The organism is Rhodoferax ferrireducens T118 (assembly GCF_000013605.1).
Classification (GTDB): Bacteria; Pseudomonadota; Gammaproteobacteria; order Burkholderiales; family Burkholderiaceae_C; genus Rhodoferax; species Rhodoferax ferrireducens.
On the sequence record NC_007908.1, the window covers coordinates 280,197 to 306,412 of the forward strand.

30 protein-coding genes and 2 pseudogenes are annotated in these 26,216 nt (G+C 61.5%); 25 read left to right on the forward strand and 7 right to left on the reverse strand.

Going from position 1 to position 26,216, the window contains the following annotated elements; all coding sequences use genetic code 11:
- Nucleotides 1-58 precede the first annotated feature (58 nt).
- Together RFER_RS01385 and RFER_RS01390 are read left to right on the forward strand one after the other, a co-directional pair.
- Nucleotides 59-922, forward strand: coding sequence for a 4-hydroxyphenyl-beta-ketoacyl-CoA hydrolase (locus tag RFER_RS01385; protein WP_011462605.1), 864 nt, complete (start codon nt 59-61; stop codon nt 920-922).
- A 37-nt stretch (nt 923-959) separates the two neighbouring features.
- A complete protein-coding gene (locus RFER_RS01390) occupies nt 960-1,664 on the forward strand; it encodes a hypothetical protein (RefSeq protein WP_011462606.1) in 705 nt (234 codons plus the stop codon).
- A gap of 21 nt (nt 1,665-1,685) precedes the next feature.
- Here RFER_RS01390 and RFER_RS01395 read toward each other — a convergent pair whose 3' ends face one another.
- Complete coding sequence (locus tag RFER_RS01395) at nt 1,686-2,576, reverse strand: SDR family oxidoreductase (RefSeq protein WP_011462607.1); 891 nt, start codon at nt 2,574-2,576, stop codon at nt 1,686-1,688.
- Nucleotides 2,577-2,763: 187 nt separating this feature from the next.
- Between RFER_RS01395 and RFER_RS01400 the strand changes: the two genes are divergently transcribed.
- From RFER_RS01400 to RFER_RS01415, 4 genes are all read left to right on the forward strand, one after another.
- Nucleotides 2,764-3,150, forward strand: a complete 387-nt coding sequence (locus RFER_RS01400; RefSeq protein ID WP_011462608.1) for a winged helix-turn-helix transcriptional regulator — start codon at nt 2,764-2,766, stop codon at nt 3,148-3,150.
- A 219-nt stretch (nt 3,151-3,369) separates the two neighbouring features.
- Nucleotides 3,370-3,846, forward strand: a complete 477-nt coding sequence (locus RFER_RS01405; RefSeq protein WP_011462609.1) for a MarR family winged helix-turn-helix transcriptional regulator — start codon at nt 3,370-3,372, stop codon at nt 3,844-3,846.
- A 136-nt stretch (nt 3,847-3,982) separates the two neighbouring features.
- Nucleotides 3,983-5,038: an aromatic ring-hydroxylating oxygenase subunit alpha gene (locus RFER_RS01410; RefSeq protein ID WP_011462610.1), complete on the forward strand. Its 1,056-nt coding sequence runs from the start codon at nt 3,983-3,985 to the stop codon at nt 5,036-5,038.
- 10 nt (nt 5,039-5,048) lie between these two features.
- Nucleotides 5,049-6,020, forward strand: coding sequence for a PDR/VanB family oxidoreductase (locus tag RFER_RS01415; RefSeq protein ID WP_011462611.1), 972 nt, complete (start codon nt 5,049-5,051; stop codon nt 6,018-6,020).
- Nucleotides 6,021-6,331: 311 nt separating this feature from the next.
- Here the strand turns inward: RFER_RS01415 and RFER_RS23840 are convergent, their stop codons facing one another.
- A complete protein-coding gene (locus RFER_RS23840; protein WP_011462612.1) occupies nt 6,332-7,018 on the reverse strand; it encodes a YkgJ family cysteine cluster protein in 687 nt (228 codons plus the stop codon).
- Between the two features lie 141 nt (nt 7,019-7,159).
- Here RFER_RS23840 and RFER_RS01425 point away from each other — a divergent pair, with 141 nt between their 5' ends.
- From RFER_RS01425 to RFER_RS01470, 12 genes and pseudogenes are all read left to right on the forward strand, one after another.
- Nucleotides 7,160-7,726, forward strand: coding sequence for a MarR family winged helix-turn-helix transcriptional regulator (locus RFER_RS01425; RefSeq protein WP_166485628.1), 567 nt, complete (start codon nt 7,160-7,162; stop codon nt 7,724-7,726).
- Nucleotides 7,727-7,730: 4 nt separating this feature from the next.
- Nucleotides 7,731-8,621 carry an EamA family transporter gene (locus tag RFER_RS01430; RefSeq protein WP_011462614.1) on the forward strand — a complete coding sequence of 297 codons (891 nt, stop codon included), beginning with the start codon at nt 7,731-7,733 and terminating at the stop codon, nt 8,619-8,621.
- Nucleotides 8,622-8,771: 150 nt separating this feature from the next.
- Nucleotides 8,772-9,239: a GyrI-like domain-containing protein gene (locus RFER_RS01435; RefSeq protein ID WP_166485629.1), complete on the forward strand. Its 468-nt coding sequence runs from the start codon at nt 8,772-8,774 to the stop codon at nt 9,237-9,239.
- Nucleotides 9,240-9,428: 189 nt separating this feature from the next.
- Nucleotides 9,429-9,629: pseudogene (locus RFER_RS23845) on the forward strand (hypothetical protein); the annotation flags it as partial.
- A complete protein-coding gene (locus RFER_RS01440) occupies nt 9,554-10,165 on the forward strand; it encodes a PLP-dependent transferase (protein WP_049765596.1) in 612 nt (203 codons plus the stop codon). The pseudogene RFER_RS23845 and the gene RFER_RS01440, both read left to right, overlap by 76 nt.
- A 37-nt stretch (nt 10,166-10,202) precedes the next feature.
- A pseudogene (locus tag RFER_RS25015) lies at nt 10,203-10,310 on the forward strand (GntR family transcriptional regulator); the annotation flags it as partial.
- 191 nt (nt 10,311-10,501) lie between these two features.
- Nucleotides 10,502-11,674: an ABC transporter substrate-binding protein gene (locus RFER_RS01445; protein WP_011462616.1), complete on the forward strand. Its 1,173-nt coding sequence runs from the start codon at nt 10,502-10,504 to the stop codon at nt 11,672-11,674.
- 68 nt (nt 11,675-11,742) lie between these two features.
- Complete coding sequence (locus RFER_RS01450) at nt 11,743-12,615, forward strand: branched-chain amino acid ABC transporter permease (RefSeq protein WP_011462617.1); 873 nt, start codon at nt 11,743-11,745, stop codon at nt 12,613-12,615.
- Nucleotides 12,615-13,592 carry a branched-chain amino acid ABC transporter permease gene (locus tag RFER_RS01455; RefSeq protein WP_011462618.1) on the forward strand — a complete coding sequence of 326 codons (978 nt, stop codon included), beginning with the start codon at nt 12,615-12,617 and terminating at the stop codon, nt 13,590-13,592. The genes RFER_RS01450 and RFER_RS01455 overlap by 1 nt, the downstream gene beginning before the upstream one ends.
- Entirely contained in the window at nt 13,589-14,395 is an 807-nt protein-coding gene (locus RFER_RS01460) for an ABC transporter ATP-binding protein (RefSeq protein WP_011462619.1), read from the forward strand. The genes RFER_RS01455 and RFER_RS01460 overlap by 4 nt, the downstream gene beginning before the upstream one ends.
- The gene (locus RFER_RS01465; RefSeq protein ID WP_011462620.1) at nt 14,388-15,125 is read left to right on the forward strand and encodes an ABC transporter ATP-binding protein; all 738 of its coding nucleotides are present in this window, start codon (nt 14,388-14,390) and stop codon (nt 15,123-15,125) included. The genes RFER_RS01460 and RFER_RS01465 overlap by 8 nt, the downstream gene beginning before the upstream one ends.
- Before the next feature lie 106 nt (nt 15,126-15,231).
- Entirely contained in the window at nt 15,232-15,816 is a 585-nt protein-coding gene (locus RFER_RS01470) for a hemerythrin domain-containing protein (RefSeq protein WP_041790007.1), read from the forward strand.
- Between the two features lie 49 nt (nt 15,817-15,865).
- Here the strand turns inward: RFER_RS01470 and RFER_RS01475 are convergent, their stop codons facing one another.
- Nucleotides 15,866-16,717 carry a class III extradiol dioxygenase family protein gene (locus RFER_RS01475; protein ID WP_011462622.1) on the reverse strand — a complete coding sequence of 284 codons (852 nt, stop codon included), beginning with the start codon at nt 16,715-16,717 and terminating at the stop codon, nt 15,866-15,868.
- A 15-nt stretch (nt 16,718-16,732) separates the two neighbouring features.
- Nucleotides 16,733-17,086, reverse strand: coding sequence for a protocatechuate 4,5-dioxygenase subunit alpha (locus RFER_RS01480; protein WP_011462623.1), 354 nt, complete (start codon nt 17,084-17,086; stop codon nt 16,733-16,735).
- 132 nt (nt 17,087-17,218) lie between these two features.
- Between RFER_RS01480 and RFER_RS01485 the strand changes: the two genes are divergently transcribed.
- Nucleotides 17,219-18,142: a LysR family transcriptional regulator gene (locus RFER_RS01485; RefSeq protein ID WP_011462624.1), complete on the forward strand. Its 924-nt coding sequence runs from the start codon at nt 17,219-17,221 to the stop codon at nt 18,140-18,142.
- A 7-nt stretch (nt 18,143-18,149) separates the two neighbouring features.
- Here the strand turns inward: RFER_RS01485 and RFER_RS01490 are convergent, their stop codons facing one another.
- Nucleotides 18,150-19,073, reverse strand: coding sequence for a helix-turn-helix domain-containing protein (locus RFER_RS01490; RefSeq protein ID WP_011462625.1), 924 nt, complete (start codon nt 19,071-19,073; stop codon nt 18,150-18,152).
- A 109-nt stretch (nt 19,074-19,182) separates the two neighbouring features.
- Here RFER_RS01490 and RFER_RS01495 point away from each other — a divergent pair, with 109 nt between their 5' ends.
- From RFER_RS01495 to RFER_RS01505, 3 genes are read left to right on the forward strand one after another with little or no spacing between them, the layout of a single operon-like run.
- Nucleotides 19,183-20,361, forward strand: coding sequence for a cytochrome P450 (locus RFER_RS01495; protein ID WP_011462626.1), 1,179 nt, complete (start codon nt 19,183-19,185; stop codon nt 20,359-20,361).
- 4 nt (nt 20,362-20,365) lie between these two features.
- The gene (locus RFER_RS01500; protein WP_011462627.1) at nt 20,366-20,689 is read left to right on the forward strand and encodes a 2Fe-2S iron-sulfur cluster-binding protein; all 324 of its coding nucleotides are present in this window, start codon (nt 20,366-20,368) and stop codon (nt 20,687-20,689) included.
- Nucleotides 20,690-20,692: 3 nt separating this feature from the next.
- The gene (locus RFER_RS01505) at nt 20,693-21,928 is read left to right on the forward strand and encodes an NAD(P)/FAD-dependent oxidoreductase (protein ID WP_011462628.1); all 1,236 of its coding nucleotides are present in this window, start codon (nt 20,693-20,695) and stop codon (nt 21,926-21,928) included.
- Nucleotides 21,929-21,931: 3 nt separating this feature from the next.
- Here the strand turns inward: RFER_RS01505 and RFER_RS24790 are convergent, their stop codons facing one another.
- A complete protein-coding gene (locus RFER_RS24790) occupies nt 21,932-22,066 on the reverse strand; it encodes a hypothetical protein (protein WP_279587689.1) in 135 nt (44 codons plus the stop codon).
- A 450-nt stretch (nt 22,067-22,516) separates the two neighbouring features.
- A complete protein-coding gene (locus RFER_RS01510) occupies nt 22,517-23,521 on the reverse strand; it encodes an aldo/keto reductase (protein ID WP_011462630.1) in 1,005 nt (334 codons plus the stop codon).
- Nucleotides 23,522-23,731: 210 nt separating this feature from the next.
- Here RFER_RS01510 and RFER_RS01515 point away from each other — a divergent pair, with 210 nt between their 5' ends.
- The 3 genes from RFER_RS01515 (at nt 23,732) to RFER_RS01525 (ending at nt 26,189) form a co-directional block, all read left to right on the forward strand.
- Complete coding sequence (locus RFER_RS01515) at nt 23,732-24,349, forward strand: TetR/AcrR family transcriptional regulator (protein ID WP_041790009.1); 618 nt, start codon at nt 23,732-23,734, stop codon at nt 24,347-24,349.
- 99 nt (nt 24,350-24,448) lie between these two features.
- Nucleotides 24,449-25,450, forward strand: a complete 1,002-nt coding sequence (locus RFER_RS01520; RefSeq protein WP_011462632.1) for an NADP-dependent oxidoreductase — start codon at nt 24,449-24,451, stop codon at nt 25,448-25,450.
- Nucleotides 25,451-25,484: 34 nt separating this feature from the next.
- Nucleotides 25,485-26,189, forward strand: coding sequence for an SDR family oxidoreductase (locus RFER_RS01525; RefSeq protein ID WP_011462633.1), 705 nt, complete (start codon nt 25,485-25,487; stop codon nt 26,187-26,189).
- Nucleotides 26,190-26,216: the final 27 nt, after the last annotated feature.

A 26,216-nucleotide genomic window follows, 5' to 3' on the forward strand; every position in this document is an offset into this window, starting at 1 on the left:
GAAGCCGGTCAATTTACTAAGTGTTTTCCCTAGCCAACCAAAATCACAGGAGACTTTCATGGACGTTAAAAACCTTGTCGCCATCGATATTCACACCCATGCGGAAGTGAGTTGCTGGAACCCGTTTGACAGTTATGGCGAGGAGTACGACCGCGCGGCCGACAAGTACTTTCGCAACAGCCGCAGGCCGACCATCGCGGAGACCATTGCCTACTACCGCGAGCGCAAGATTGGCCTGATCATGTTCACGGTGGACGCTGAAACCCAGATGGGGCGCAGGCGCATTCCCAATGAGGAAATTGCCGAGGCGGCCAAAGCCAATTCGGACATGATGATGGCCTTTGCCAGCATCGACCCGCACAAGGGCAAGATGGGTGCGCGCGAGGCCCGCAAGCTGATTGAGGAGTTCGGCATCAAGGGCTTCAAGTTCCACCCCACGGTGCAGGGCTACCACCCCTACGACAAGATGGCCTGGCCGATTTACGAGGTGATTGCCGAATACAAGATGCCCGCCATCTTCCACACCGGCCACAGCGGCATTGGCAGCGGCATGCGCTGCGGTGGCGGCCTGCGCCTGGCCTACAGCAACCCGATGCACCTGGACGACGTGGCGGTTGATTTCCCCGACATGCAGATTGTCATGGCGCATCCCAGTTTCCCGTGGCAGGACGAGGCGCTGAGCGTGGCTACGCACAAGCCCAATGTGTGGATCGACCTGAGCGGCTGGAGCCCCAAGTATTTCCCCAAGCAACTGGTGCAGTACGCCAACACCTTGCTCAAAGACCGCATTCTGTTTGGCAGCGACTACCCGCTGATCACGCCGGATCGCTGGATGAAAGACTTTGAAGAAGCCGGCTTCAAACCCGAGGTGATGCCCGGCATCTTGAAAGACAACGCGGTGCGCTTGCTGGGGCTTGGGTAGCCCATAAACTCAGGTTCTTTCCGAACCTGACTCCCTTATGAACCCAAGCACCATCCTCCCGCAGGCCGATGTCCTTGACCACGCCGGGCTGAACCGTCAGCACGTGTTTGACCTGGCGGCGCTGCCCCCGGATCTGGTGGCTCCGCTGGAACCGGTACCGCATGAACGGCAATTGATTCTGTTTGGGCATGCGGGTCGGCGCTTGTGGGAATGTGTGCAGGCCGAGGGCATTCACAGTGCGCATCCGATTGACGAGTACAGCGTGCGCACCGTCGAACGCTGGCTGGCTCAGGCCTTGCCACAAGTGCGCTCGCGTGTGGTGTTTCCGGGCGCGCAACGCATTGGTTTGCAACGGCTGGGGGCGATCGCAGGCTGGCATCGCGCCGCGCCTTTTATGGTGGGCATTGATTCGGTGTGGGGCAGCTGGTTTGCCTACCGGGTGGCGATCCTGACCGACACGGCCCTTCCCCCCTCGGCCCCGATTGACAACGGTTACCCCTGTGACAGCTGTGTGAACAAGCCCTGCATCTCGGCGTGCCCGGCCGGGGCGCTGGTCAGTGGCAGTTTCAATTTGCAAGCCTGCAACACGGGCCGACTGGCTGCCGACTCCGACTGTGCGCTGGGTTGTACGGCCCGCAGTGCCTGCCCGGTGGGTGCAGAGCACCGCTACGACGAGAGCCAGATTCGCCACAGTGCAGCAGGCTCGCTGGCGACGATCCGCAGCTACCCCGCTTGCCCTTGATGACTCGCCTTCGTCAGGAGCTTATAACGCAGCCAATGCAGCGGCGTTGGCGCTTAACCAGCCGGCAAATGGCTGCGGCGCAACTCCGGTGAGCTTCTGGAAGTCACCCGTGACCTCGGCCACGCGGCCTGCGGCGGTGTTGGTGTCGAACGAGGCAAACACTGCCGCCAGTGGCTCGGGGAAGCCCGCGCTCACCATGCCCTGAATCAGGCCCGCCAGCGGCACAGGCACCACTTGCAGCGGTTTGCCCGTGGCTTGCGACACCTGTTGGGCGATTTGCTCGGTGGTGAATGCCTCGGCGCCGCTCAGGGTGTAGGTGTTCTTGCCGGTGTCTTTGAGCAATGCGGCGGCAGCAGCACGTGCCAGGTCGTCGCGCGCGATGTGGGCCACCTTGCCTTGCTCGGCCGCGCTGTACCACTGGCCGCTGGCCAAGGCTGACGGCAGCCACATGAACAGGTTTTCAAAATACCAGTGGTTGCGCAGCAGCGTCCAGCCCTTGAGCGCGCTGCTGGCCAGCGCTTTCTCGGTGCCGGCGTGGTCAGGAGCAATCAACAGGGGCGAATTTTCAGGCAGCGGCATGGAGGTGTAGACCACATGCGCCACACCGGCTTGCTGCGCTGCAGCGACGGCGGCTTGCTGCTGCGCCAAGCGGCGGCCGGGGCGGTCCAGCGCGTCGGTGCTGATAAGCAGCAGGCGATCCGCCCCCGCAAAAGCACTGCGCAGCGAGGCTGCGTCGTCAAAGTCGGCGCCGCGCACGGTGATGCCCTTGGCAGCCAGGTCTTTGAGGGTTTCGGGCTTGCGGGTGGTGGCGATGATGCGTTGCGGGGCCACTTTCAGCGTCTCCAGCAGGTGATGAATCACGCGTTGGCCCAGGTGACCGGATGCGCCGGTGACGAGCAAGGTGGAAGTCATGTGGATGTCCTTTAAGTTGAAATGAAACGAAATTCGCAGCGGTGTGACTAGGTATTTATTCAATACTAATATTCACTTTGTTCGTTGCTAATGGTATGGTACGGACTGCGGACGAAAATACAAGAAGGGTTCTGAAAGTCACCAGGTTCCCTTGACGTAACCATCACCCTGTTGCAAAGGAAGAGCCATGGCAGTACACAAATCAAAAGTTGATTGGGCCGAGCGTTGCCCGATCCGGGACGTGCTGGAACGCATGGGTGACCGCTGGAGCATGCTGGTGCTGTTCACACTTGGCGACCACCAGAGCCTGCGCTTCAGTGTGCTCAAAACCACCATTGGCGATATTTCGCAGCGTATGTTGTCGCAGACCCTGCGTCGCCTGGAGCAGGACGGCCTGGTGCTGCGCACCGCCCATGCCACGGTGCCGCCCCGGGTGGACTATGAGTTGACCGCGTTGGGGCAATCATTCCTGCTGCCGATGCGCAATCTGCTGCATTGGGCCGAGCAGAACCACCAGCAGGTGCGTGATGCGCGCGTCGCCTACGTGCCGCCGCCCCGGCATGAAGCGTTGTGAGCCATGGATGGATTTTTAAGGGAAATTGACCTGTAGCCCAATAGATATCTGCACAAGAAGCTATTAAAACAATAGCAAATCTTCGGGATCAGAACACATGGCAACCCAGTGCAGGGGCAGGGCAGCCGCGCTTAATGACGGGCGGATGGCGGGTTTGCCCCTCACGCCGGTGTTCAATCCTGTTGTCTATAAAAAAAGCCCTTGGGGCAAAATCCCGCCATGACCCAAGCCACAAGCCAAGCACCTGCCTTCACGCTCTATGACGAGCCCGGCCACCTGATTCGCCGCGCCCAGCAAATTGCGGTGTCCAAGTTCCACGAAGTACATGGCCGCCAGGTCACGCCGATCCAGTACGCCATCCTGCGCACGCTGTTTGAATCGCCCGGTGTGGACCAGGTGACACTGGCGCAGCTGATTGCGCTGGACACCTCCAGCACCGCCGACATCGCCACCCGGTTGGAGGCCAAGGGCTGGATACTGCGCGAGGTGCTGCCGCGCCGCCAGCGCAGCCTGTCGCTCACCCCGGCGGGTGAAGCGGTCTTGCAGGGCATGCGCTCGGGCATCGAGCAGATGTACCTGGGCATGATGGACAGTCTGGACGCTGCCGAGCAGCGCGAATTCATGCGCCTGCTGCGCAAGTTTGTGCATTTGAACGACCAGCAGAACCAAGCCGACGAGCCCAAAACCAAGGGTTAATCCCGATCAAATCGGGCTGGCACTGCCCTCAGTCATTCCGTACAATGAATCACATTCAGCATACTGAATGAAAATTGCGCCAGCCACCCCTGCCCACCCCATCGCAGGACTTTTTTGAACCAACGAGGTCTCCATCATGTTCCCCAAAAACACCTGGTACGTTGCCGCCACCCCCAACGAAATCGACGAAAAACCGCTGGGCCGCACCATCTGCGGCGAGCGCATCGCCTTCTATCGCGGTGAAGAAAACAAGGTGGCCGCAGTTGAAGACTTCTGCCCGCACCGTGGCGCGCCCTTGTCGCTCGGTTACGTGTCCGAGGGTAAGCTGGTCTGCGGCTACCACGGCCTGGAAATGGGCTGCCAGGGCAAGACGATTGCCATGCCGGGCCAGCGCGTGCGCGGTTTTCCGGCCATCAAAGCCTACCCCGTCGTTGAGCGCTACGGCTTCATCTGGGTCTGGCCCGGCGACGCAGCGCAGGCGGATGAGGCCAAAATTCCGCACATGGCGTGGTATGACAACCCCGAGTGGGCCTATGGCGGTGGCCTGTACCACATCAATTGCGATTACCGCCTGATGATCGACAACCTGATGGACCTGACACACGAGACCTATGTGCACGCCAGCAGCATCGGCCAGAAAGAAATCGACGAGACCCCATGCAAGACCACGGTCGAGGGCGACACGGTGGTGACCAGCCGCTTTATGAGCGGTATCCAGCCCCCGCCATTCTGGCAAATGGCCTTGCGCGCCAACCACCTGGCCGACGACGTGCCGGTGGACCGCTGGCAAATTTGCCGCTTCACACCGCCCAGCCACGTGATGATTGAAGTCGGTGTGGCACACCAGGGCCATGGCGGCTATGACGCACCCAACGACAAAAAGGCCTACAGCGTGGTGGTGGACTTCATCACGCCCGAGACCGAGACCTCGATCCACTACTTCTGGGGCATGGCGCGCAAGTTCAACCCGGCCGACAAGGCGCTCACCGCCAGCATTCGCGAAGGCCAGGGCAAGATTTTTGGCGAAGACCTGGAGATGCTGGAGCGCCAGCAGCAAAACCTGCTGGCCCACCCCGAACGCGCCTTGCTGATGCTTAATATCGATGCCGGTGGTGTGCAGTCGCGCAGGATTCTGGAGCGTGTGATTGCGCAGGAAAAACAAGGCGCTGGCCCAGTCGGCACCAGCGTTTGAGGGGCACATCATGAGCAGCACATCGGCCCTGTCGGTTCGTGTGGCGCGCAAAGCCACCGTGGCCACCGACATCTGCACCCTGGAACTGGTAGCCGCACAAGACGGCACAGCGCTGCCAGGCTTCTCGGCGGGCTCGCATGTGGATGTGCACTTGCCCGGCGGCCTGACCCGTCCGTACTCGCTGTGCAACGACCCCAAGGAAACCCACCGCTACCTGATTGGTGTGCTGCGTGACCCGGCCTCACGCGGGGGCTCGCAGGCGGTGCATGAGCAGGTGCAGGAAGGCCAGGTGTTGCAAATCAGCGCGCCCAAGAACCACTTTCCGCTAGCGCACGATGCCAAGCACAGCTTGCTGCTGGGCGGCGGCATCGGCATCACACCCATCCTGTGCATGGCCGAGCGCCTGGCCAACACCGGTGCCGACTTCGAGCTGCATTACTGCACCCGCTCAATCGAGCGCACGGCGTTTCGGGAACGCATCGCCGCCTCCAGCTTTGCTGACCAGGTGCAGTTCCATTTCGACGACGGCGATGCGGCGCAAAAGCTCAATCTGGCAACGCTGCTGTGTGCGCCCAAAGCTGGCTGCCACCTCTACGTCTGCGGCCCCAAAGGCTTCATGGACGCGGTACTAAAAACAGCGCGCGACATTGGCTGGCCCGAGGGCCGGTTGCACTACGAATTTTTTGCCGCCGAGGTGCTCAAGTCCGAGGCTGATGCCAGCTTCGAGGTCAAGTTGGCCAGCTCAGGACGCATCATCACCGTGGCCAAAGACCAGACCGTCACCAAGGCGTTGTCAGACGCCGGCGTCGAGGTACAAACTGCGTGTGAACAGGGTGTGTGCGGCACCTGCCTGACACGCGTGCTTGAAGGTGTGCCGGATCACAAGGACCAGTACCTGACCCCCGAGGAGCAGGCGGCCAACGACCAGTTTCTGCCTTGTTGCTCGCGGGCAAAAACTGCGCGGCTGGTGCTGGATCTCTGAGGGTTGGCCAAAACGCCGTCACCGTCGGTTCCACGCAACTCCGTTGCCCCCCTTGGCCGTGACCACGCGGATCAAGAACTCCCTGCGCAGCGCGCAACGGCGCGGTAGCGTTGAGGGGTGGCTCGATGGGGTGGGATGCGCCTACGGTGCATGCGGCTTTTGCCGTCACCTGCCGCCTGTGACGGGCCCTACGCCCGAAACCGGCAGGCGATCAGCCAGCCTGGATGTGCTATTGAAATAATAGCCTCTTGCGAAGTATTGACGGGGGCTGCAGGTCAAAAACTGTCATTGGTGCAATCTAACAATAGTGATCACTGTTTTTCTGTTCCATCCGTTGACCTGGAGGCCTCAAACTCACGACTGGCCCGAATGATCGCTTCTGCAATTTCAGACGGCGTTTGACTTCCCATTTCTGGCAGGAGGAAAACGCCATGCACTTTGATGGCAAGAACGGCGATATCGCTCGGCGCAACTGGCGCTCGCCCACCGGGAAACGCAGCGCGATTCTTGACAATGAACGATGCAGCCTTCTTGATGGCATTGTGGATTTGCTGATCCTGACCAGTGGCATAGGAAAACTGCCACTCCTGCACGCGCTGGTTAATGGCAGCCTTGTCTGCACCTCCCGCATTGATTCCCGCTGCGGTGAATACCCGACAGTCGTAGTCACGACAAGTTTGGAGACGACTGCTGTAGATGGAGCAGTCACCGTTTTTGAGCAGCGCGCAAAAGCCGTTTGATGTAAATCCAATCAACTTGTAGCCTTGTGGCAGTCCAGGTGCAGCAGTTAGGAGACTTTTGGGTACAGCACCGATGGTCTTGAGGTCACTCGGGCGAACGTGAATGAAATAGGAAGATGTACAGCAACCACGGCAACTCCCACACGGAACGTCAGTTCCTGCGGAACCCCGAAATGAGGCCAGCACTTGCGTGAGCCAGACTCCAAAATCGCCCGCTTCAACCTCTGCTAATTTGTTCACTGGCACAGATGTATTCATATTGACAAAATTATCTTGTATTCGTCGCTACAGCCAGGTCAAGGTGGTCGTGACCGCGCAGCGCAGCCAGTCCAGATGGCCTTTGACGCGGATGCCGGTTTTATCGATATGCACGTGTCGGCCTTTTGCACGGACTGCCCGATGGCCGCCACCGTGGGCACAGGGCCTGGGCCGCTTCTTGGGGAGTGCTGGCGGGAGTTCAGCTGGCGGTTCGCTGGAAGCGATTTATTGCTTGCTTTCTTGAAAAGCATGATTAGAATTCTAACCATGAAAGGTCAAGCCCTCGAACTCATCTCTGAAATCCATCTGGACTGGAAGCGCCATGTCGCCCGGGCGCTCGCACCTCACGGGATCACTCCAAAGCAGATATTCCTGCTGCGCAAGCTGAAAGAGTCCGCAACACTGACACCCAGCGAAGTCGCGGTTCTGATTCATGGAGACCGACCAAGCACGACCTCGATGCTGGACACACTGGAGCGGTCGGGCTGGATTTGTCGGCAGCGCGATCCTTCCAACGGGAAACGGGTCATCATCACAATGACTGACGCTGGCATGGAGAAGCTCGCCTCAGTGCCCGAGCGCCTGTGGCGCAGCGGCAAGGTGCCATCGGATCCTGAATCCTGCCTGGAGCGCGATGAGCGAGAAGAACTCACGCGCCTTCTCCAGAAGATGCACCGCTGCATGAACGCCAATCCGCAAGAGAGGTGATGGAATGCTCGCCTGGCTCGCCTACCTGACCGCCTCCGTTGTGTGGGGCTCTACCTTCCTCGCCATTGCCTTTGCCATCGAGACTTTCACGCCATTTGGTCTTTCGGCCGTACGCTTCATTCCGGCGGGAATCCTCGCCCTCCTCATCGGGCAAATTAGAAAGGAGCGCTTTCCGTCATGGCGAGAGATTCCCCACATCGCCTTGGTGGGCATCACGTTGCTGGGCGTATGCATGGGCTTGATCGGCTGGGCCGAAGGTCGCGTCAGCAGTGGCGTCACTGCCGCGCTGGGAGCCACCGTCCCTTTGTTCCTGGCGTTGATGGATCCTCGCGGACTCGATCCAAAGGCATGGTGCGGGCTTGGTATGGGTTTTTTGGGTGTGCTGGTGCTCCTGTGGCCATCCGGACAAGGTCCGGCCCTTTCTGGCGCAGCGGCGCTTGTCCTTTCGGCTTCACTTTGGGCCTACGGAACCTTGTACGGCAAACGCCATGCCGATGAAAGCGGGCACTTTTCCCAGATCGGCGTCGAAATGCTGGTGGCAGGTGTACTTTCCCTGCTTGCGGCATCCCTCACCGGCGGCATTTCCCACGGCACGTGGAACCCCCGAAGCCTCCTCGCCGTGGGATACCTGATAACCTTCGGCTCGATCCTGGCTTACTCCGCCTATATCTATCTCTCGAAGGTTTGGCCCTGCGCCAAGGCGGGAACCTATGCCTATTGGAACCCGATAGTCGGTGTTCTTCTGGGCTGCTGGTTCCGAGGAGAGACCTTCCACGCACGCATGCTCCCTGGCCTTGCCTGCATTCTCCTCGGCGTGGCGCTGGTGCAGATTCCTTGGCCGAAAGCGCTCAGGTTCGGATCTGCGAACCAGGGCGCCAAGCAGATCTCCCGTTGAGAAGGGAAGGCGTGTGTCCCAATGGGTATGGAGATCGATCTTGTGATCCACGTGTTTTGGGGGCAGTTTGGAACCAGGACCGCGTACCGCGAAAGAGAGCAGTACATTGCCTTCTTTTTTATACCCAGAAAAGTGAAAGGGAGGTCGCGCGTGGAAGTAGTGGAACAAGGGGGAATGACCGTCGCGGGCGTGCTGGTGCAGGCACCCTGGCAGCGGCTATGGGACGAAGTGCCCAAGGCCTGGCAGCAGGTTTTCCAGCGCGCGCCAGAGTTGCAGGCGCTGCAACAGGGGCCATTCATGGACGTGTCTCTGGGCCTGGTCGATTCGGCGTATCTGCAACTGGTGGGGGTGCGGCTTAGGGAGGGCGCAGCCGTTCCGCGCGGGTTCACGGCGGTGCACATTCCGGCGCAGAAGCTGCTGCGCCACCGTCACGTCGGTCCGGCGGCCGGCATTGCCGACAGCTTTGGCGCCATGTACGCGTGGGCCAGGCGGCACGGCGTGGCCTTGGGCGACTTCAAGTTGGACTTCGGGTATCTGCCATCGGGTGACGAAACCGAGCACGAGCTGTTGGCCGGCTTGCTGCCGGAAGTCGCCTGGCGCTCCGCCCACGCAGGCTGAGGCTAGTCTCGGCTGGTGTTCGGGCCTTGACAGCGCCTTTTGCGCCAAACGTCACTGGCAACGCGAAACGCTGGCGTTCCATCGGCCCAATCCGAGCCCAGCCCCTTTTTCAGGTCAATTTCCGCTCACGGCATCCTGGTGCAACTGCCGCTGCCCGCGCACATCGACGTGACCGGGCAAAACGCGGTCATCGTCGGCGATGTGGACTTTGAAGGCGTGAAGAAAAAAGCCTCCTGGATCACCCCGGTGCCCTGCGGTGTCGGCCCCATGACCGTGACCATGCGGCTGCGCACGCGCGTCAGATCAAGGTGGCAATGGACAACACCTGGGCCACGGCACTGGGCTTTCGGGCGCTGGATGCGGGCGTGGACTATTGCGTGCAAGCCCTGACCAAATATGTGGGCGGTCATTCCGACTTGCTGATGGGCGCAGTCAGCACCCGCGATGTTGCCGCCTATCACGCCCTGCGCGACACCGCCGAACTGCTTGGCTACTATGTCGCCCCCGATGAATGCTTCTTGGCTCTGCGCGGTCTGCCCACCCTGGCGCTGCGACTGGAACGCCAGTACGCCTCGGCCCTGCGCATTGCAACCTTTCTGCAAAGCCATGCGGCAATAAGCCAGGTCAATTACCCACCACGGCCAGGCGACACCTACCATCATCTGTGGCAACGCGATTTCAAACTTGGCAATGGTTTGCTGTCTTTCACCCTCCGGCAAAACGACATGCAGGCCATAGAAAACTTCGTCGCAGCCCTGCAGCTTTTCACTCTCGGCAACAGCTGGGGCGGCGTGCACAGCCTGGTCGCCGTTGCGCCACAGCGCGCGACAAGCAGCGGGTGGCTGCTACGCCTGCATGTGGGGGTCGAACAGGCGGACGATTTGCTGGCCGATCTGGCGCAGGCACTGACGGTGCTTGAGGGGTGATGATGGCTGTGCATTTGGCAGGTATTCGTCCAGTCGCCTGATGCGCGAGCACTCCCGCATCGCCCAGCGCAACCTGCGTGAAGCCGTGCTGAGCCAGCGGCTTGACCAGATGCCTGGTGTGCGGCTGATTCGCAAGCGCAGCTGAGAATCTGTTCAGCGCTTCTGTGACCTCAGTCAAGTCAGCGGCTGATCCACGGCAAAGAGCTGTGCCCCTGGGCTATTGGGTTATCTCAAAGCGTTATAACAAACAGTCTGAAATCGCTATTGCGCGCGGTTCTTTTTGCCTGCACATTAAGCATAAAAAAGCGAACCCTTCCATCACCCTGGAGACGAACCATGAACAAACGGCAATTCATTCATGCCATAGCCCTTGCTGTATCTTTACTTGCTGCTAGTAATTCAATAGCGCAAGGCAATACTTTTAAAATTGGCCTGATTTTGCCCATGACCGGCCAACAGGCCAGCACCGGCCGCCAGATCGAGGCCGCCGCCAAGCTGTACATGGCGCAAAACGGCGACACGGTGGCGGGCAAGAAGGTGGGGCTGATCGTCAAGGACGACACCAGCATCCCCGACGTGACCAAACGCCTGGCGCAAGACCTGGTGGTGAATGACAAGGTGAACGTGCTGGCCGGCTTTGGCATCACGCCCTCGGCCCTGGCCACCGCGCCGATTGCCACGCAGTCCAAAACCCCCTTGGTGGTGATGGCCGCCGCCACCAGCAGCATCACGCAAGCCTCGCCCTATGTGGTGCGCACCAGTTTCACGCTGGCGCAGGCCGCCGTGGCCATGGGTGACTGGGCTCCGAAAAACGGTATCAAGAAAGTGGTGACCCTGGTCAGCGATTACGGCCCCGGCATCGACGCTGAAAAATATTTCAAGGAGCGCTTCCTGTTCAACGGCGGCCAGGTTCCGGAATCGCTGCGGGTGCCTTTGCGCAACCCCGACTTCGCGCCGTTTCTGCAAAAAGTGCGCGACCTGAAACCTGACGCGCTGTTTGTGTTTGTGCCATCAGGCGCAGGTGCTGCTGTGATGAAGCAGTTTCTGGAACGCGGCATGGACAAGGCCGGCATCAAGCTGATTGGCACCGGTGACGTGACCGATGACGATCAGCTCAACGGCATGGGCGATGGCGCTTTGGGCGTGGTGACCTCGCACCATTATTCGACCGCCCACCCGTCTGCCGTGAACAAGAAGTTTGTCGAAGCCTTTGGCAAAGCCAACCCCGGCCTGCGCCCCAACTTCATGGCGGTTGGCGGTTATGACGGCATGCGTGTGATTTACGAAGCGCTCAAGGCGACCAAAGGGCAGGGCGGTGGGGACGCCTTGCTGGCGGCCATGAAGGGCCAGATTTTCGAGAGCCCGCGCGGCCCGATGTTCATCGACGCGCAAACCCGCGACGTGGTGCACAACATCTACCTGCGCAAGGTCGAGAAGAAAGACGGCCAGCTCTACAACGTGGAATTTGACGTGATCAAGGATGTGAAAGACCCCGGCAAAGCCAAGTAATTTCACCGCACGTTGGCCTGACACACAGGCCGGACTGGCTCCGGTATGTGCATTACTCTGGATCGCTTATGCTGACCATTCTCTTTGACGGCATCGCCTACGGCATGCTGCTCTTCATTCTGGCGGTGGGCCTGGCCGTGACCATGGGGCTGATGAACTTCATCAACCTGGCGCACGGTGCCTTTGCCATGGTGGGTGGCTACATCACCGTGCTGCTGATGCAAAAATTTGGCGTGCCCTTTCTGCTGTGCCTGCCGCTGGCCTTTGTCGGCTCGGCCCTCTTGGGTGCGCTGCTGGAGCGCACGCTGTACCGCCCGCTGTACCACAAGCCGCACCTGGACCAGGTGCTGTTTTCCATCGGCCTGACCTTCATGGCCGTGGCCAGCGCCGACTACTTCATTGGTTCGGGCCAGCAAATTATCCAGCTGCCCGAATGGCTCAAGGGCCGCACCGAATTCGGTGACGGGGCCTGGATGCTGGGCATGGGGCACTACCGGCTGTTCATCATTGCCGTATGTGCGGCGCTCACCGTGGCGTTGCAGTACGTGCTGACCAAAACCCGCTTCGGCAGTCGCCTGCGCGCCTCGGTGGACGACCAGCGTGTGGCCGCCGGTATGGGCATCAACGTCAACCTGGTGTTTCTGACCACCTTTGCGGTCGGCTCCGGGCTGGCCGGTCTCGGTGGCGCACTGGGGGCAGAAGTGCTGGGGCTGGATCCGAGCTTTCCGCTGAAATTCATGATTTACTTTTTGATTGTGGTCGCCGTGGGCGGCACCTCCAGCATCACCGGCCCCCTGCTGGCCGCGCTGTTGCTGGGCATTGCCGATGTGGCGGGCAAGTACTACATCCCCAAACTGGGCGGCTTTATTGTGTACAGCCTGATGATTGCGATTTTGATCTGGCGACCGCAAGGCCTGTTTGTGCGCAAGGGCGGCAAATGATGAGCAACACACAAGACCTGCTTCGCCAGACTGGCCGCTGGAAGCGTTGGGAAGTCCCGCTGTGGCTGCTGGCGCTGGCCTCGCCGTTGCTGCTGAGTGGTCACGCGCTGATCATCAACGAGATAGCCATCGTGGCGCTGTTTGCGCTGTCGCTGGATTTGATTCTGGGCTTCACCGGCATCGTGTCGCTCGGTCATGCGGCCTTCTTTGGCATGGGGGCGTATTCGGCGGCCCTGTTTGCCAAGCTGGTGATGCCTGACCCGCTGGTCGGCCTGGCGGTAGGTATCGCCTGCGCCGCGCTGCTGGGTGCGCTGTGCAGCGCCACCATTTTGCGCGGCACCGACCTGACGCGGCTGATGGTCACGCTGGGTGTGGCCCTGATCCTGGGCGAGCTGGCCAACAAGCTGGACTGGCTCACCGGCGGCGCCGATGGCCTGCAGGGCGTGATGATGGGGCCGCTGTTGGGGCAGTTTGAGTTTGACCTGACCGGGCGCACGGCGGCCTGGTATTCACTGACGGTGCTGCTGGTGGTCTTTGTCATCACGCGTCGGTTTGTGAATTCACCGTTTGGTGCCACGCTCAAAGCCATTCGCGACAACCGCTTGCGCGCCATGGCCATTGGTATTGCCGTCAACAGTCGCATGGCGCTGGTCTACACGGTGGCAGCGGCCCTGGCCGGAGCGGCAGGGGCCTTGCTGGCGCAAACCACCGGGTTTGCCTCGCTGGACTTGTTCGAGTTTCACCGCTCGGCCGATGTGATGCTGATCCTGGTGATTGGGGGTGTCGGCTGGCTGTATGGCGGCATCACCGGCGCGATTGTGTTCAAGCTGATGCAGGACGCGATATCGAGCATCACGCCGCAGTACTGGACCTTCTGGATCGGCCTGTTCCTGGTGGTGCTGGTGCTGGTCGGGCGTGAGCGCCTGATCAGGCCCTGGACCTGGTTTGGGAAAGGCAAGACGGGGGGTGCGGCATGAGCGACACCGTGTTGTCGGCCCAAGGCCTGGTGATGAAGTTTGGCGGCATCACCGCCACCAACAATGTCACGCTGGACCTGAAACAAGGCGCGCGTCACGCGCTGATCGGCCCCAATGGCGCGGGCAAAACCACGCTGATTAATCTGCTCACCGGCGTGCTGCAACCCACCTCGGGCAAGATCGTGCTGGAGGGGCAAGACATCACCACGCTGGCACCTTACCAACGGGTGCGCCGCGGCATGGTGCGCACCTTCCAGATCAACCAGTTGTTCGACACCCTGACCCCGCTGGAAACGCTGGCCATGGTGGTGTCGCAGCAGCAAGGCCTGGGCAACAAATGGTGGCAGGCGCTGGGCGCAAATCAGCGCGTGACCGAGCGTTGCGAACAACTGCTGGAGCAGTTCCACCTGACGGCGGTGATGACGCAGCCCACCCGCGTGCTGGCCTACGGCAAGCGTCGCCTGCTGGAGATCGCCATTGCCCTGGCCTGTGAACCACGGGTGCTGCTGCTGGACGAACCGGTGGCCGGTGTGCCCGCCGGTGAGCGCGAAGAGCTGCTGCAAACCGTGGCGGCACTGCCCGCTGACGTGTCTATTTTGCTGATCGAACACGACATGGACCTGGTGTTCAGCTTTGCCAAGCGCATGACGGTGCTGGTGAACGGCACGGTGCTGACCGAGGGCGACCCGGACCAGATTGCCCATGACCCGCAGGTCAAGGCCGTGTACCTGGGCCATGGTGATGAAATCAACGATGCCATGGGCGGCATGATGGCCAGCGCAGGAGGCACACACCATGGGTGAATTGCTCAAGGTCGAGAATTTGAGCGCCGGCTACGGCGAGGCGGTGGTCTTGCACGGCGTGTCGCTGTCCATCGCCGAAGGCCAGACGCTGGCGCTGCTGGGGCGCAACGGCACCGGTAAAACCACGCTGATCAACACCCTGGCCGGGGCCACACGCCAGCATGGCGGCAGCATCAGCTTGGGGACTGGCGCAACGTCGGTCACACTGCACAAGCTGCCCTCCCACGAACGCGCCGCCGCCGGCATTGGCTGGGTGCCGCAAGAGCGCAACATCTTCAAGTCCCTCACAGTGCATGAGAACCTGACCGCGGTGGCCCGCCCGGCCCGCGCCGGACGGGCCTCACGCCCCTGGACTCCCGAGCGTGTCTACGAGCTGTTTCCCCGCCTGGCCGAGCGCAAGAGCAACCTGGGCACCCAGCTCTCGGGTGGCGAGCAGCAGATGCTGGCCCTGGGCCGTGCGCTGGTGCTCAACCCCACGCTGCTGCTGCTGGACGAACCCTGTGAAGGCCTGGCACCGATCATCGTGCAGGAGCTGCTGCGCGCCATCCGGCGCATCACCCGCGATGAGGGCTTGTCAGCCATCATCGTCGAGCAGCACCCGCAGGCGATTCTGGCCATCTCGGACACCGCCGCTGTGCTCGACCGTGGCACCGTGGTGCACACCGGCACCGCCCGCAGCCTGCAGGAGCAGCCCGCCCTGCTGGACAAGCTGCTGGGTGTGGCACGCTGACTATGATTGCTATATAAATAATAGCTATTTGTGCACGTTCTACCTGGGCTAGAGGCCTAAAACATGCTTGACACCTGATCTTCAACCTTCACCCAAAGAGCACACCATGGAACCCTCCAGCATTCACATCATTCGCGACGAACACGCCACCCTGGCGGCCATGCTGCGCTCGCTGGGCATGATGGTGGCGCGTGGCCCCGGTGCCCATCCGCAAAACTTCTTTGACGTGTTGCGTGCCATGCTGTTCTACATCGACGAGTTTCCCGAGCGCCTGCACCACCCGAAGGAAACCGAGTTGTTATTCCCGAAGGTGGCGGCCCGTTCACCCGAGACCGCGGCGCTGATCGCCCAACTGGACCGGGAGCACGAACTGGGTGAGTCCAACGTGCGCGAGTTGCAGCACCTGCTGCTGGCCTGGGAGCTGCTGGGCGAATCCCGGCGCGAGCCGTTTGACGTGGCTGCCAAACGTTACCTGAGCTTCTACCTGGAGCACATGCGCCTGGAAGAAACGGTGATCTTGCCTGCGGCCATGAAGGTGCTCAGCGCGGCTGACTGGAAGGATATCGATGCCGCGTTCGAGACCAATTGCGATCCGCTCACCGGCCAATACCCGCGTGACCCGCTGTACGACCAATTGTTCACCCGCATCGTGAACCACGCCCCGGCACCGATCGGGCTGGGCGAGGACTGATCGACCGGGGGGAGGGGCACGCCGCAGCCCCCCGGTTGCTTCCCGCTCTTCAGCTCACCTTTTCCAGCGCCAGCAAACCCGTAGCGGTGTTGGAAATCGGGATGTGGTAATTGCTGTGCACCTTGCGCACACCTGCGCCCTCACCCACCGTCAAGGCCGCACGCATGGCCAGCCAGGTCAGCAGCTCGATGCCCTGGGTGCCGGTTTTTTCCACCAGCTCGTGGATGCTGAACTGGGTCGCCCACTCGGGGTTGGTCAGCAGGCTTTCCATGAACTTCAGGTCAAAGTCCTTGTTGATGAAACCGGCGCGTGTGCCTTCAAGCTGATGACTCAAGCCGCCTGACGCAATGAAAGCCACCTTTTTGCTGCTGTCCCAAGCCGCCACGGCTTCACCCACGGCGCGGCCCAGCGTATACACCCGGTGGGCTTTGGGCAGCGGGAACTGCACCGTGTTGATACACACCGGCACCACCGTCACGGGGTAGTTACCCTCGGGGAAAAACAGCTTCAGCGGCAAGGAGCAGGCGTGATCCACCAGCAATTCCTGGCAGGTGGTGATATCGAACTCCTTGTCTACCAGATGGTTGATGATTTGCCAGGACAAGTCCACCTCCCCCTTGAGCGCTTCCAGCGAAGGAATGCCCCAGCCTTCGTCGGAATTGACGTATTGAGGAGCCGCACCGACCGCAAAAGTGGGCATCTTGTCCAGGAAAAAGTTCAGGCCGTGATCGTTGTAGAAGATCACCATCACATCGGGCTTTTGCGCTTTGAGCCATTCGTGAATGGGGGGAAAGCCGTCAAAAAAAGGCTTCCAGTACGGGTCTTGCTGCAAGCCTTTGTGGATTGCGCCGCCGATGGCGGGAATGTGGGAGGTGCCGAGGCCACCGATGATTTTTGCCATTGTTGTTCTCCTGATTTATTTGCCTGCGGCCACGAGCTTGGCCTTGAATTCTTCTTTGGTCATGCCGGTTTGCTGCGCACCAATGTCCTGCATATCCAGCCCAAAAATGCCGGCAAATTTGGCCAGGTAGTAGGCATTGCCCCCCGCGTCAAGCAGTTGCAGCACGTTCTTGGCACGGATGGCGGCGGCCTGTGGTTTGGTCAGACCGTATTTGCGCATGTAGGCTTCTTCGTCATTTTTGAACTCGGCGCGGTTCTCGGCCGAGTTGAACGAAAAACACATCTTGTTGAGTGCATAGCCTTTTTTGGCCAATTCGCCATCAAACGGGTTGGTGCCCGGAATTTGCGGCAAGGGGGTGCGTGAAACCACTGTGAATCTCCTGTTTCGACTTGTTGAGAGGACGGACAAAGCTGGAGTATTTGGCAACTATTAAATAAAATAAAGAGATGAATCATGATGAAACACATGAGCAGATTCGATGAATAAGCACAACGGACACCCATGAGCAAATTCAACTACACCGACCTTGACGGCCACCTGCTGCAGCTTCTGGTGGCGGTGGTGGAGGTGGGTTCCATCACCGGTGCCGCGCAGCGCCTGGGTGTGACCCAGTCGGCTGTGAGTCATTTGCTGGACAAACTGCGCGCCATCACGGGCGACGCGCTGTTTGTCAAATCCGGCCGGGGTATCGTGGCCACCGCACACGCCGAGCAGCTGGCGGGCAAAGCGCGCGAGCTGCTGATGGCCATGGAAGGTTTTGCCATGTCAGGCGCGTTTGACCCGGCGCGCTGGCGCTGCACCTTCACCATCGCCGCCAACGACTTTCAGCGTGACGTGTTGCTGCCGCCGCTGATGGCGCAATTGCGGCAAGAAGCGCCGGGTGTGACCCTGCGGGTGATTCCGTCCAACATCCCCAGCCTGGAGATGCTGCGCCAGGAGCACTGCCAGCTGGTCATCAGCCCGCGCCCGCCAGTGGGCGGCGACGTGATGCAAAAACGCCTGTTTGAAGACAGCTACCGCGTGTATTACGATCCCAATCAGCGGGACGCGCCGCAAACCCTGGCCGACTACCTGGCCGCAGAACACATCACCGTGGTGTACGAGCCCAAACGTGCGCTGGATCTGGACCAGTGGCTGGCCGGGCGTGGCGTGCAGCGCCAATTCAGGGTCATGGTGCCCGGCATGGCCGCGCTGCCCGCCTTCATGCGCGGCAGCCAGCTGCTGGCCACAGCCCCCGGCTTGCTACAGCAACATCTGTTCAAAGATCTGGCCAGCGCACCGGTGCCGCTGGACTGCCCCAAGATGCCGATGTACATGATCTGGCACCTTCGCTACCAAAACGATCCTGCGCATCAATGGTTGCGCGCGGGCTTGAGCCAGATTTCGCTCAAAGTGGCAAGCACTGAGCTGGCAGCACCGTCATGACCCTCGCTCAGTCCTGCCCGCCGTGCTCTGACCGGTAACGCTGCGGGCTCACGCCCATGCGGCGCTTGAAGAAGCGCGAGAAATACGCCGGGTCTTCAAACCCCAGCTCTGCCGCCAGCCGGGCCGCCGGGGCGGCAATGTAGATCAGCCGACGGCAGGCCTCGCGCGTCAGGCGCTCGTGCACCAGCTCCAGCGCGCTGACACCACGCTGCTCACGTACCAGTCGGTTCAGCCGTGGCGTGGACAGGCCCAGGCGTGAGGCATAACGCTCCAGCGGCCAGTGCTCCAGAAAGTGTTGTTCCACCAGCAGCAGAAAACGTGTGAAAAGTGCCTGGTGCCCATAAGCGCGTTTACCCTGCACCTGCTGCCCACGGGCACTGGCCTGGGCCAGCCGCCACACCAGTGAGCGGGCCAGCCACACCGGCACCGGCGAGCCGTCCGAGCCCGGCAGCAGGAACTCGGCCAGTAATTCCCGAAACAGCGCATTGAGCCGCACCGCCGTCACCTGCCCGGGCTCAAACGGCAGCAGGCCCGGTGCCGCAAACAGCGCACGAAACGCTTCACCGACGGCCTGGAACTCCCCGGCTTCCAGAAACTTGGCGCTCAGCGTCAGCACCAGGCCATCGGTGGCAGGTGCGAAACGAAAGCCATGCACCACCCCCGGCGGCACCACGATGGCGGTCGGCCCCCGCACCGCTTCGCGCCGCTCATCGAGCAGCACATCGGCCGTGCCCTGCTGCAGCCACAGCACCTGGTACAGGCCGTGGTGCACATGGGGCTCGATCTCCCATTGGTAGAGCTGGCTGCGCGACTGCACATCTTCAATGTGCAACATGTCCTGCGCCGAAGTGACGCTCTCGCCATACAGGGCAAAGGTCGGAATTGCCTGTGCCTTGCGCTTGGGAACACGGGTTTTATTGCTTATGGTCATGAACCAATTTTGAATGAAAAGTACCAGCACTGGCACACCTTTTTGCAGTGCGCAACCGCACCACTGCCCCTAAAGTTCGCCTTCGACAAATAACTACCGGAGACAAGCCATGTTCAGTTTTGACCCTTATGCACCTGCCGTGGACGCGAACCCGTTCCCGTTTTACAAAACCCTGCGCGACGAACACCCCTGCTTCTGGAGCCCTGAAGCCGACATGTGGATCCTGTCGCGCTACGCCGACATCGTCTCTGCCGGGCAGGACGCGCAGACCTATTCGTCCGCCAGCGGCAACCTGATGACCGAGTTGCCCGGCCGGGCCGGCGCCACGCTGGGCACCACCGACGCACCGCGCCATGACCGCCTGCGCGGCCTGATCCAGCACGCATTCATGAAACGCAATCTGGAATCCTTGAGCGAACCGATCCGTGACATCGCCCGTGAAGTGGCCGAATCCTTGCGCGGAAAAAAACAGTTCGACTTCATCAGCGAGTTCTCGTCCAAGTTCACGGTGCGCGTGCTGTTTGCGGCGCTGGGACTGCCCACCGGAGCCGAGGTCACAGTGCCGGAATCCACCGTGCGTGACAAGGCCGTCATGATGGTGCAGTCCGACCCGGTCACCCGCACCAAGGGCCCCGAGCACATCGCCGCCTACAACTGGATGCAGGACTACGCCGCCGGCGTCATTGCCGAGCGCCGCGCCAGCCCGCGCAACGACCTGATCTCGCACTTCAGCATGGCCGAAATTGATGGCGACAAACTCGACGAGCGCGAAGTGCTGCTGACCACCACCACGCTGATCATGGCCGGTATCGAATCGTTGGGCGGCTTCATGGCCATGTTTGCCCTCAACATGGCCGACTTCGCCGATGCACGCCGCCAGTGCGTGGCCAACCCGGCGCTGCTGGCGGACGCGGTGGAAGAGTCGCTACGCTTCAACACCTCGGCCCAGCGCTTTCGCCGCCGCCTGATGAAAGACGTGACCCTTCACGGCCAGACCATGAAGGCGGGTGACTTTGTCTGCCTGGCCTATGGCAGCGGCAACCGCGACGAGCGCCAGTACCCCAACCCCGATGCCTACGACATCACGCGCAAGCCGCGCGGCCACCTCGGCTTTGGTGGTGGTGTACATGCCTGTTTGGGCACCGCCATTGCGCGCCTGGCGGTGAAGATTGCGTTTGACGAGTTCCACAAAGTGGTGCCCGAGTACCACCGCGTGCAGGAGCAACTGCCCTGGATGCCGTCTTCCACCTTCCGCAGCCCGCTGGTGCTGGAATTGGCAGTGGTCTGACACCATGGCCAACATCACCTACATCGAAGCCTCGGGGCAAGCCACCACCCTCAAGCTGGCCGACGGCTGGAGCCTGATGCAGGGCGCCACGGCCAACGGCGTGGACGGCATTCTGGGCGAATGCGGCGGCTCCTGTGCCTGCGCCACCTGCCACTGCTATGTGGATGAAGCCCGCTTGGCGGACTTGCCACCCGCCAGCGACAACGAACTGGCCATGCTGGACAACGTGGCCGCCGAGCGCCGCCCGGGCAGCCGCCTGGCCTGCCAGATCAAGGCCAGCGCCGCGCTGGACGGCCTGATCATCCACCTGCCTGACATGCAGGAATAGAGCATGACGGCCCACATCGTCATCATCGGCGCCGGCCAGGCCGGTGTGCAAACCGCCGAGGCCCTGCGCGCCGGCGGCTTTGCCGGCGCCATCACCCTGCTGGGCGACGAGCCCCACGGCCCCTACCACCGCCCGCCGCTGTCCAAAGCCTGGCTGGCCGGTGACATCGGCGCTGAGCAACTGGTGATGCGTGCGCCCGAAGCGCTGGCGCGCAAAAACATCGCGCTGCGCACCCACACCCAGGTCAACGCCATCGACCGTGCGGCCCGGCAAGTCAAGCTGGCCGACGGCAGTGCCCTGTCCTACAGCGGCCTGGTGCTGGCCACCGGCTCCACTCCGCGCCGCCTGCCACTGCCAGGTGGCGATGCCAAGGGTGTGCTGGCCCTGCGTTCACGCATGGATGCCAGCGCCATCGCCGAACGCATGGCGATGTGCATCGAACAGCAGTTGCCGGTGGTGGTGATTGGCGGCGGTTTCATCGGCCTGGAAGTGGCGGCCACCGCGCGCAAGAAGGGCTTGCGCGTCACCGTGCTGGAAGCTGCGCCCCGACTGCTGGGGCGCGTGCTGGCCCCGCTGCTGTCCGACTGGTACGCCCAGTTGCACCGCAGCCATGGCGTCAACCTGGTGTTGGGAGCGCAGATCACGGCGCTGGAAGCCGACCGCCAAGGCACTGTGAGCGGCGTGCGCATGGCCGATGGCACGCTGCACCCCGCCGCCCTGGTGGTGGTGGGCATTGGCGTGAGCGCCAACGAGCAGCTCGCCCGCGACGCCGGCCTGGCATGCGAGCGCGGCATCGTGGTCGATGCCTGCGGCCGCACCAGTGATCCGGTCATCGTGGCGGCAGGCGACTGCGCCGCGCGCCGCCTGCCGGACGGCAGCCTGCTGCGCTTGGAGTCGGTGCAAAACGCCATCGAGCAGGGCAAGTCGGTCGCCGCCGCGCTGCTGGGACAAGAGCGCCCCTTCACTGCCACGCCCTGGTTCTGGAGCGACCAGTACGACAAGAAGCTGCAGATGGCGGGCCTCTCCGGCGGCGCTGACCAGTGGGCTGTGCGCGGCGACATGGACAGCGGCAGTTTCTCTGTGTATCACCTGCGCGCCGGGCAATTGCTGGCGGTGGACAGCGTCAACGCCAGCCGCGACCACCTGCAGGCGCGCAAGCTGCTCGACGCCGGCGTGTCACCCACGCCAGCCCAAGTCGGAGATGCCGCGTTTGACCTTGGCACCCTGCTGCTGAAGTGAACATCAACCGTGTGTGACGGATGCCGGATTCAAGCCCCAAGGACGCCCAAGATCACCGGTGACCGCGCCCAGAGCCGCGTGGCCCACCGCGCCCGCCCCGATCAAATGAATGATGGCCGCCCCATAACGGGAATCCAAAGCCGAAGTTCAAAGATACCGGTGGCGCTATGTACACAGGGTCATAGTAGTAAGGGGAATAGTACGGGTACGCACTGACGGGAGGCGTCGCGTAAACGGGTTGGCCATAAGCGTCCGTTGTGTACGTGTAGGGTCCAGGGGCGACAGGCCCGTAGACCGCGCATCCGCCCAAGGCAGACACGACAAACAGCGAAAAGGTAAGGCGTTTCGCCGCGCCTTTGATAGATGGCTTCATGAACATTGGAGACGTGGCGCGACCCACAGTTCAGTGGATATTCAGCTTGTTACATCCTTGCCGCGAACGGTCAGCATCACAAGGGGGATGTCGCTTTCTTTGCGGATGATGCGGCACAGCTCAGAGCCGTCCATCGCCGGCCCTATCATGTCCAGAATGGCCGGCGGCAGGTCTCAGCGGGGTTTCGATTTATTTCGTTTTGTATCAGCGCACGCCTAAAAGTCTTCGGTATCGACTTCGCTGTTGCCCTGCGCGTTGTAGCGGCTACCCACCACATTTTTCTGGTTGATCAACGCATCGAGCCGGGCCATGACCGCCGGGCTCAAACGCAGGTCCACCGCCGCCAGGTCTTCGGCCAGATGCGCCACGCTGGTGGTGCCGGGGATGGGGATGATGTGCTCGCCCCGGTGCAGCAGCCAGGCCAGCGCCAGCTGCGCCGGACTGCAGCCCACCTCTTGGGCCACTTGCTGGTAGGCCGGCAGCAGCTTGAGGTTGGCCGCGTAGGTATCGGGCGCGAAACGCGGCATGCTGCGCCGAATGTCCTTGGCATCCAGCGTGTTCACGTCTTGCAGCTGGCCGCACAAAAAGCCACGCGCCACCGGGCTGAAGGCGACAAAGGCCACCCCGAGTTCCTTGCAGGCATCCAGCACGGCGATCTCGGGGTTGCGCGTCCACAGCGAATACTCGGTTTGCACGGCGGCAATCGGGTGCACGGCATGCGCGCGGCGCAAGGTCGCGGCGGACACTTCAGACAGGCCAATGCTGCGGATATGGCCCTTGCGCACCAGGTCGCTCAAGGCGCCCACACTGTCTTCAACCGGCACCTTTTTATCCCAGCGGTGCAGGTAGTAGAGGTCGATCACATCGGTTTGCAGGCGGCGCAGACTGTCTTCGCAGGTCTTGCGAATGGTCTGCGGACGCCCGTCAATCACGCGCAGCAGTTTGCCGTCGCCATTCACGTCCACGCCCTGCATGCCGCACTTGCTGGCCAAGGTGAACTTTTGGCGGTGCGGTTTCAAGACCCGTCCGACCAGGATTTCATTGGCGCCAAAGCCGTAGAGGGCAGCGGTGTCAAACAGCGTGACGCCGGCGTCCAGCGCCGACAGCAGCACACGCTCGCCCTGTTCTGCCGATACCGGAGCGCCGTACGCGTGGCTGAGGTTCATGCAGCCCAGGCCAATCGCGGAGACTTGGAAGGGGCCTAGTTTGCGGAGGTGCATGGTGGCGGACGGTGTTGGTTGAGAGAAAAGCTTAGTTTAGGGGATTGGTCATTTTCAGCGAATGGTTCAATATAAATGTGGCGACATCCCTCGTGCAATATGCATATACAGCTATACATTTAATAGCTAGCAAGTGGCAAAATGTGGCCCGCATACTGGTACTGCCGCCATGCCTTGATCAGCCTGTTGCATGCTGGAATAAATTGTTGTATGATGCTCGTCATGCGAAATTCACCATCCAATATCCGAACCGCAGCCAAAGAAGCTTCGCACGAGCGCATCGTCGATGCCGCGGCACGCGCCATCCGTCGTAGCGGCTATGACGGCACGGGTGTTGCCGACATCATGAAAGAAGCCGGCCTGACGCATGGCGCCTTTTACGCCCATTTTGCGTCTCGCGAAGCCATGCTGGCCGAAGCGGCGGACCGTGCGGGTGCCGAAGCCAACGCCGCTGCGGCGAGTGTCATCGCGGCAGTGCCGCCCGAGCGGGCGCTGCAGGCCCTCATGCAGGTCTATCTTTCCAAGGAGCATCTGGAGAGCATTGAGACCGGTTGCCCGATTTCAGCCCTGGGTTCCGAGATGCCGCGCCAATCGCCCGAGGTGCGCCGCGCCGCCACGCGCCGTATCAAGGAGATGGTTGATCTCGTCGCCCGCCAGTTCCCGGACTGGGGGCAACCCGGCGCGCATGAGCGTGCGCTGGTGACCGTGGCCACGATGGTTGGCACTTTGATGCTGGCCCGCGCTGTCAATGATTCCGCATTGTCCGACGCGCTGCGTAGCGCGACATTGAAGAGCCTGAGTCTGGCTAAGCCTGCATCCACCGACTGAAGTTTTTTTTGCCAAAAAATATGACGATCATCATACGAAATTCCAAGATAGCCCAAACCATTGGGTTCCACCCCACCACTTTTTGACAAGAGGAAAACCATGAAAGCATTCACCATTGATCGCTATGGAAAAAAGAGCGCGTTGCGCTTGGCAGATGTGCCAACGCCGGAGCTGCGCGATGACGAGATCCTGGTCCAGGTGCATGCCGCTGGCGTGAACCTGGTGGACGCCAAAGTCCGCAACGGAGAGTTCAAACTCATCGTGCCCTACCGCCTGCCGCTCATCCTGGGTCACGACGTGGCGGGGGAGGTTGTCAAGGTTGGTAGGCGCGTGCGGCAGTTCAAGCCGGGCGATGCGGTCTATGCGCGGCCCGATGATTTACGAATAGGCACGTTCGCGGAATTCGTCCCCGTCAAGGAAGCGTCCCTGGCGCTCAAGCCCAAGGGCCTGACCATGGAAGAAGCCGCTTCCATTCCCCTGGTGGCCTTGACGGCCTGGCAGGCATTGGTCGAGAAGGCCAAGCTGAAGAAGGGGCAGAAGGTCTTCATACAGGCTGGCTCCGGCGGTGTAGGTACGTTTGCCATCCAGTTGGCCAAGCACCTGGGCGCCACCGTTGCCACCACCACGAGCTCAGGCAATGTCGCGCTCGTCAAGAGTCTGGGCGCGGATGTCGTCATCGACTACAAGACGCAAGACTTTGAGGATGTGCTGCGCGACTACGACGTGGTCCTGAACAGCCAGGACAACAAAACTCTGGTGAAGTCTCTGAGCGTGCTCAAACCCGGCGGAAAACTCATCTCCATCTCCGGGCCGCCTGATCCCGCATTCGGCAAGGAAATCAAAGCCCCCGGCTTCGTCAGACTGGTCATGCGGCTGCTGAGCGCGGGCGTCCGCCGCAAGGCCAAGCGCCTTGGGGTCGATTTCTCGTTCCTTTTCATGAAAGCCAACGGCAGCCAACTGCGCGAGATCACCCGCCTCTTGGACGCCGGTGTTATCCGCCCCGTGGTGGATAGGGTCTTCCCGTTTGCAGAAACCAATGCAGCCCTGGCCTACGTCGAGGCAGGCCGGGCAAAAGGCAAGGTCGTCGTCAAAGTCAAGTGAGTCTAGTTTCCCACCCCCTCTTTTGGAGTCCCCTATGAAAATCGAAAATGCTGTCGTCCTCGTCACCGGTGCCAACCGTGGAATCGGTTTGGCCTTTGCGCGTGAATTGCTCGCCCGTGGCGCCCGCAAAGTCTACGCCACAGCCCGAGATCCTGCAACGGTGACCTTGGCCGGTGTGCAGGCTTTGCAGCTGGATGTGACCAATGCCTGGCAGGTTGCCGCCGCTGCACACCAGGCGGCGGACGTAACGCTGGTGATCAACAACGCCGGCATTGCCCAACCCGGAGGGTTTCTCGCGCAGGACAGCGAAGCGGTTGCGCGTCGCATCTTCGAGACCAACTTCTTTGGCATGCTGAACATGAGCAAGGCCTTCGCGCCGGTGCTCAAGGCCAATGGCGGCGGCGCGCTGCTCAATGTGTTGTCGGTCGCGTCGTGGGTGAACGGTGGCGAGTTGGCAGCCTATTCGGCCAGCAAGTCAGCCGCGTGGTCGCTGACCAACGCTCTGCGCCACGAGCTGGCGGGTCAGAAGACCCAGGTACTGGGATTGCACATGGCCTATGTGGACACTGACCTCACACGCGGCTTCGAAGTACCGAAGAGCAGCGCTGAAGAAATCGTCCAACGCGCACTCGACGGGCTGGAGACAGGCGCAGAAGAAGTGCTGGCCGATGCACTGACACAACAGGTCCGGCAAGGGCTAACGGCGCCGCGCCCGGGCTACCTGCCCCAGGCGAACTGATCACAGCCCATCCCACACAACCCATCG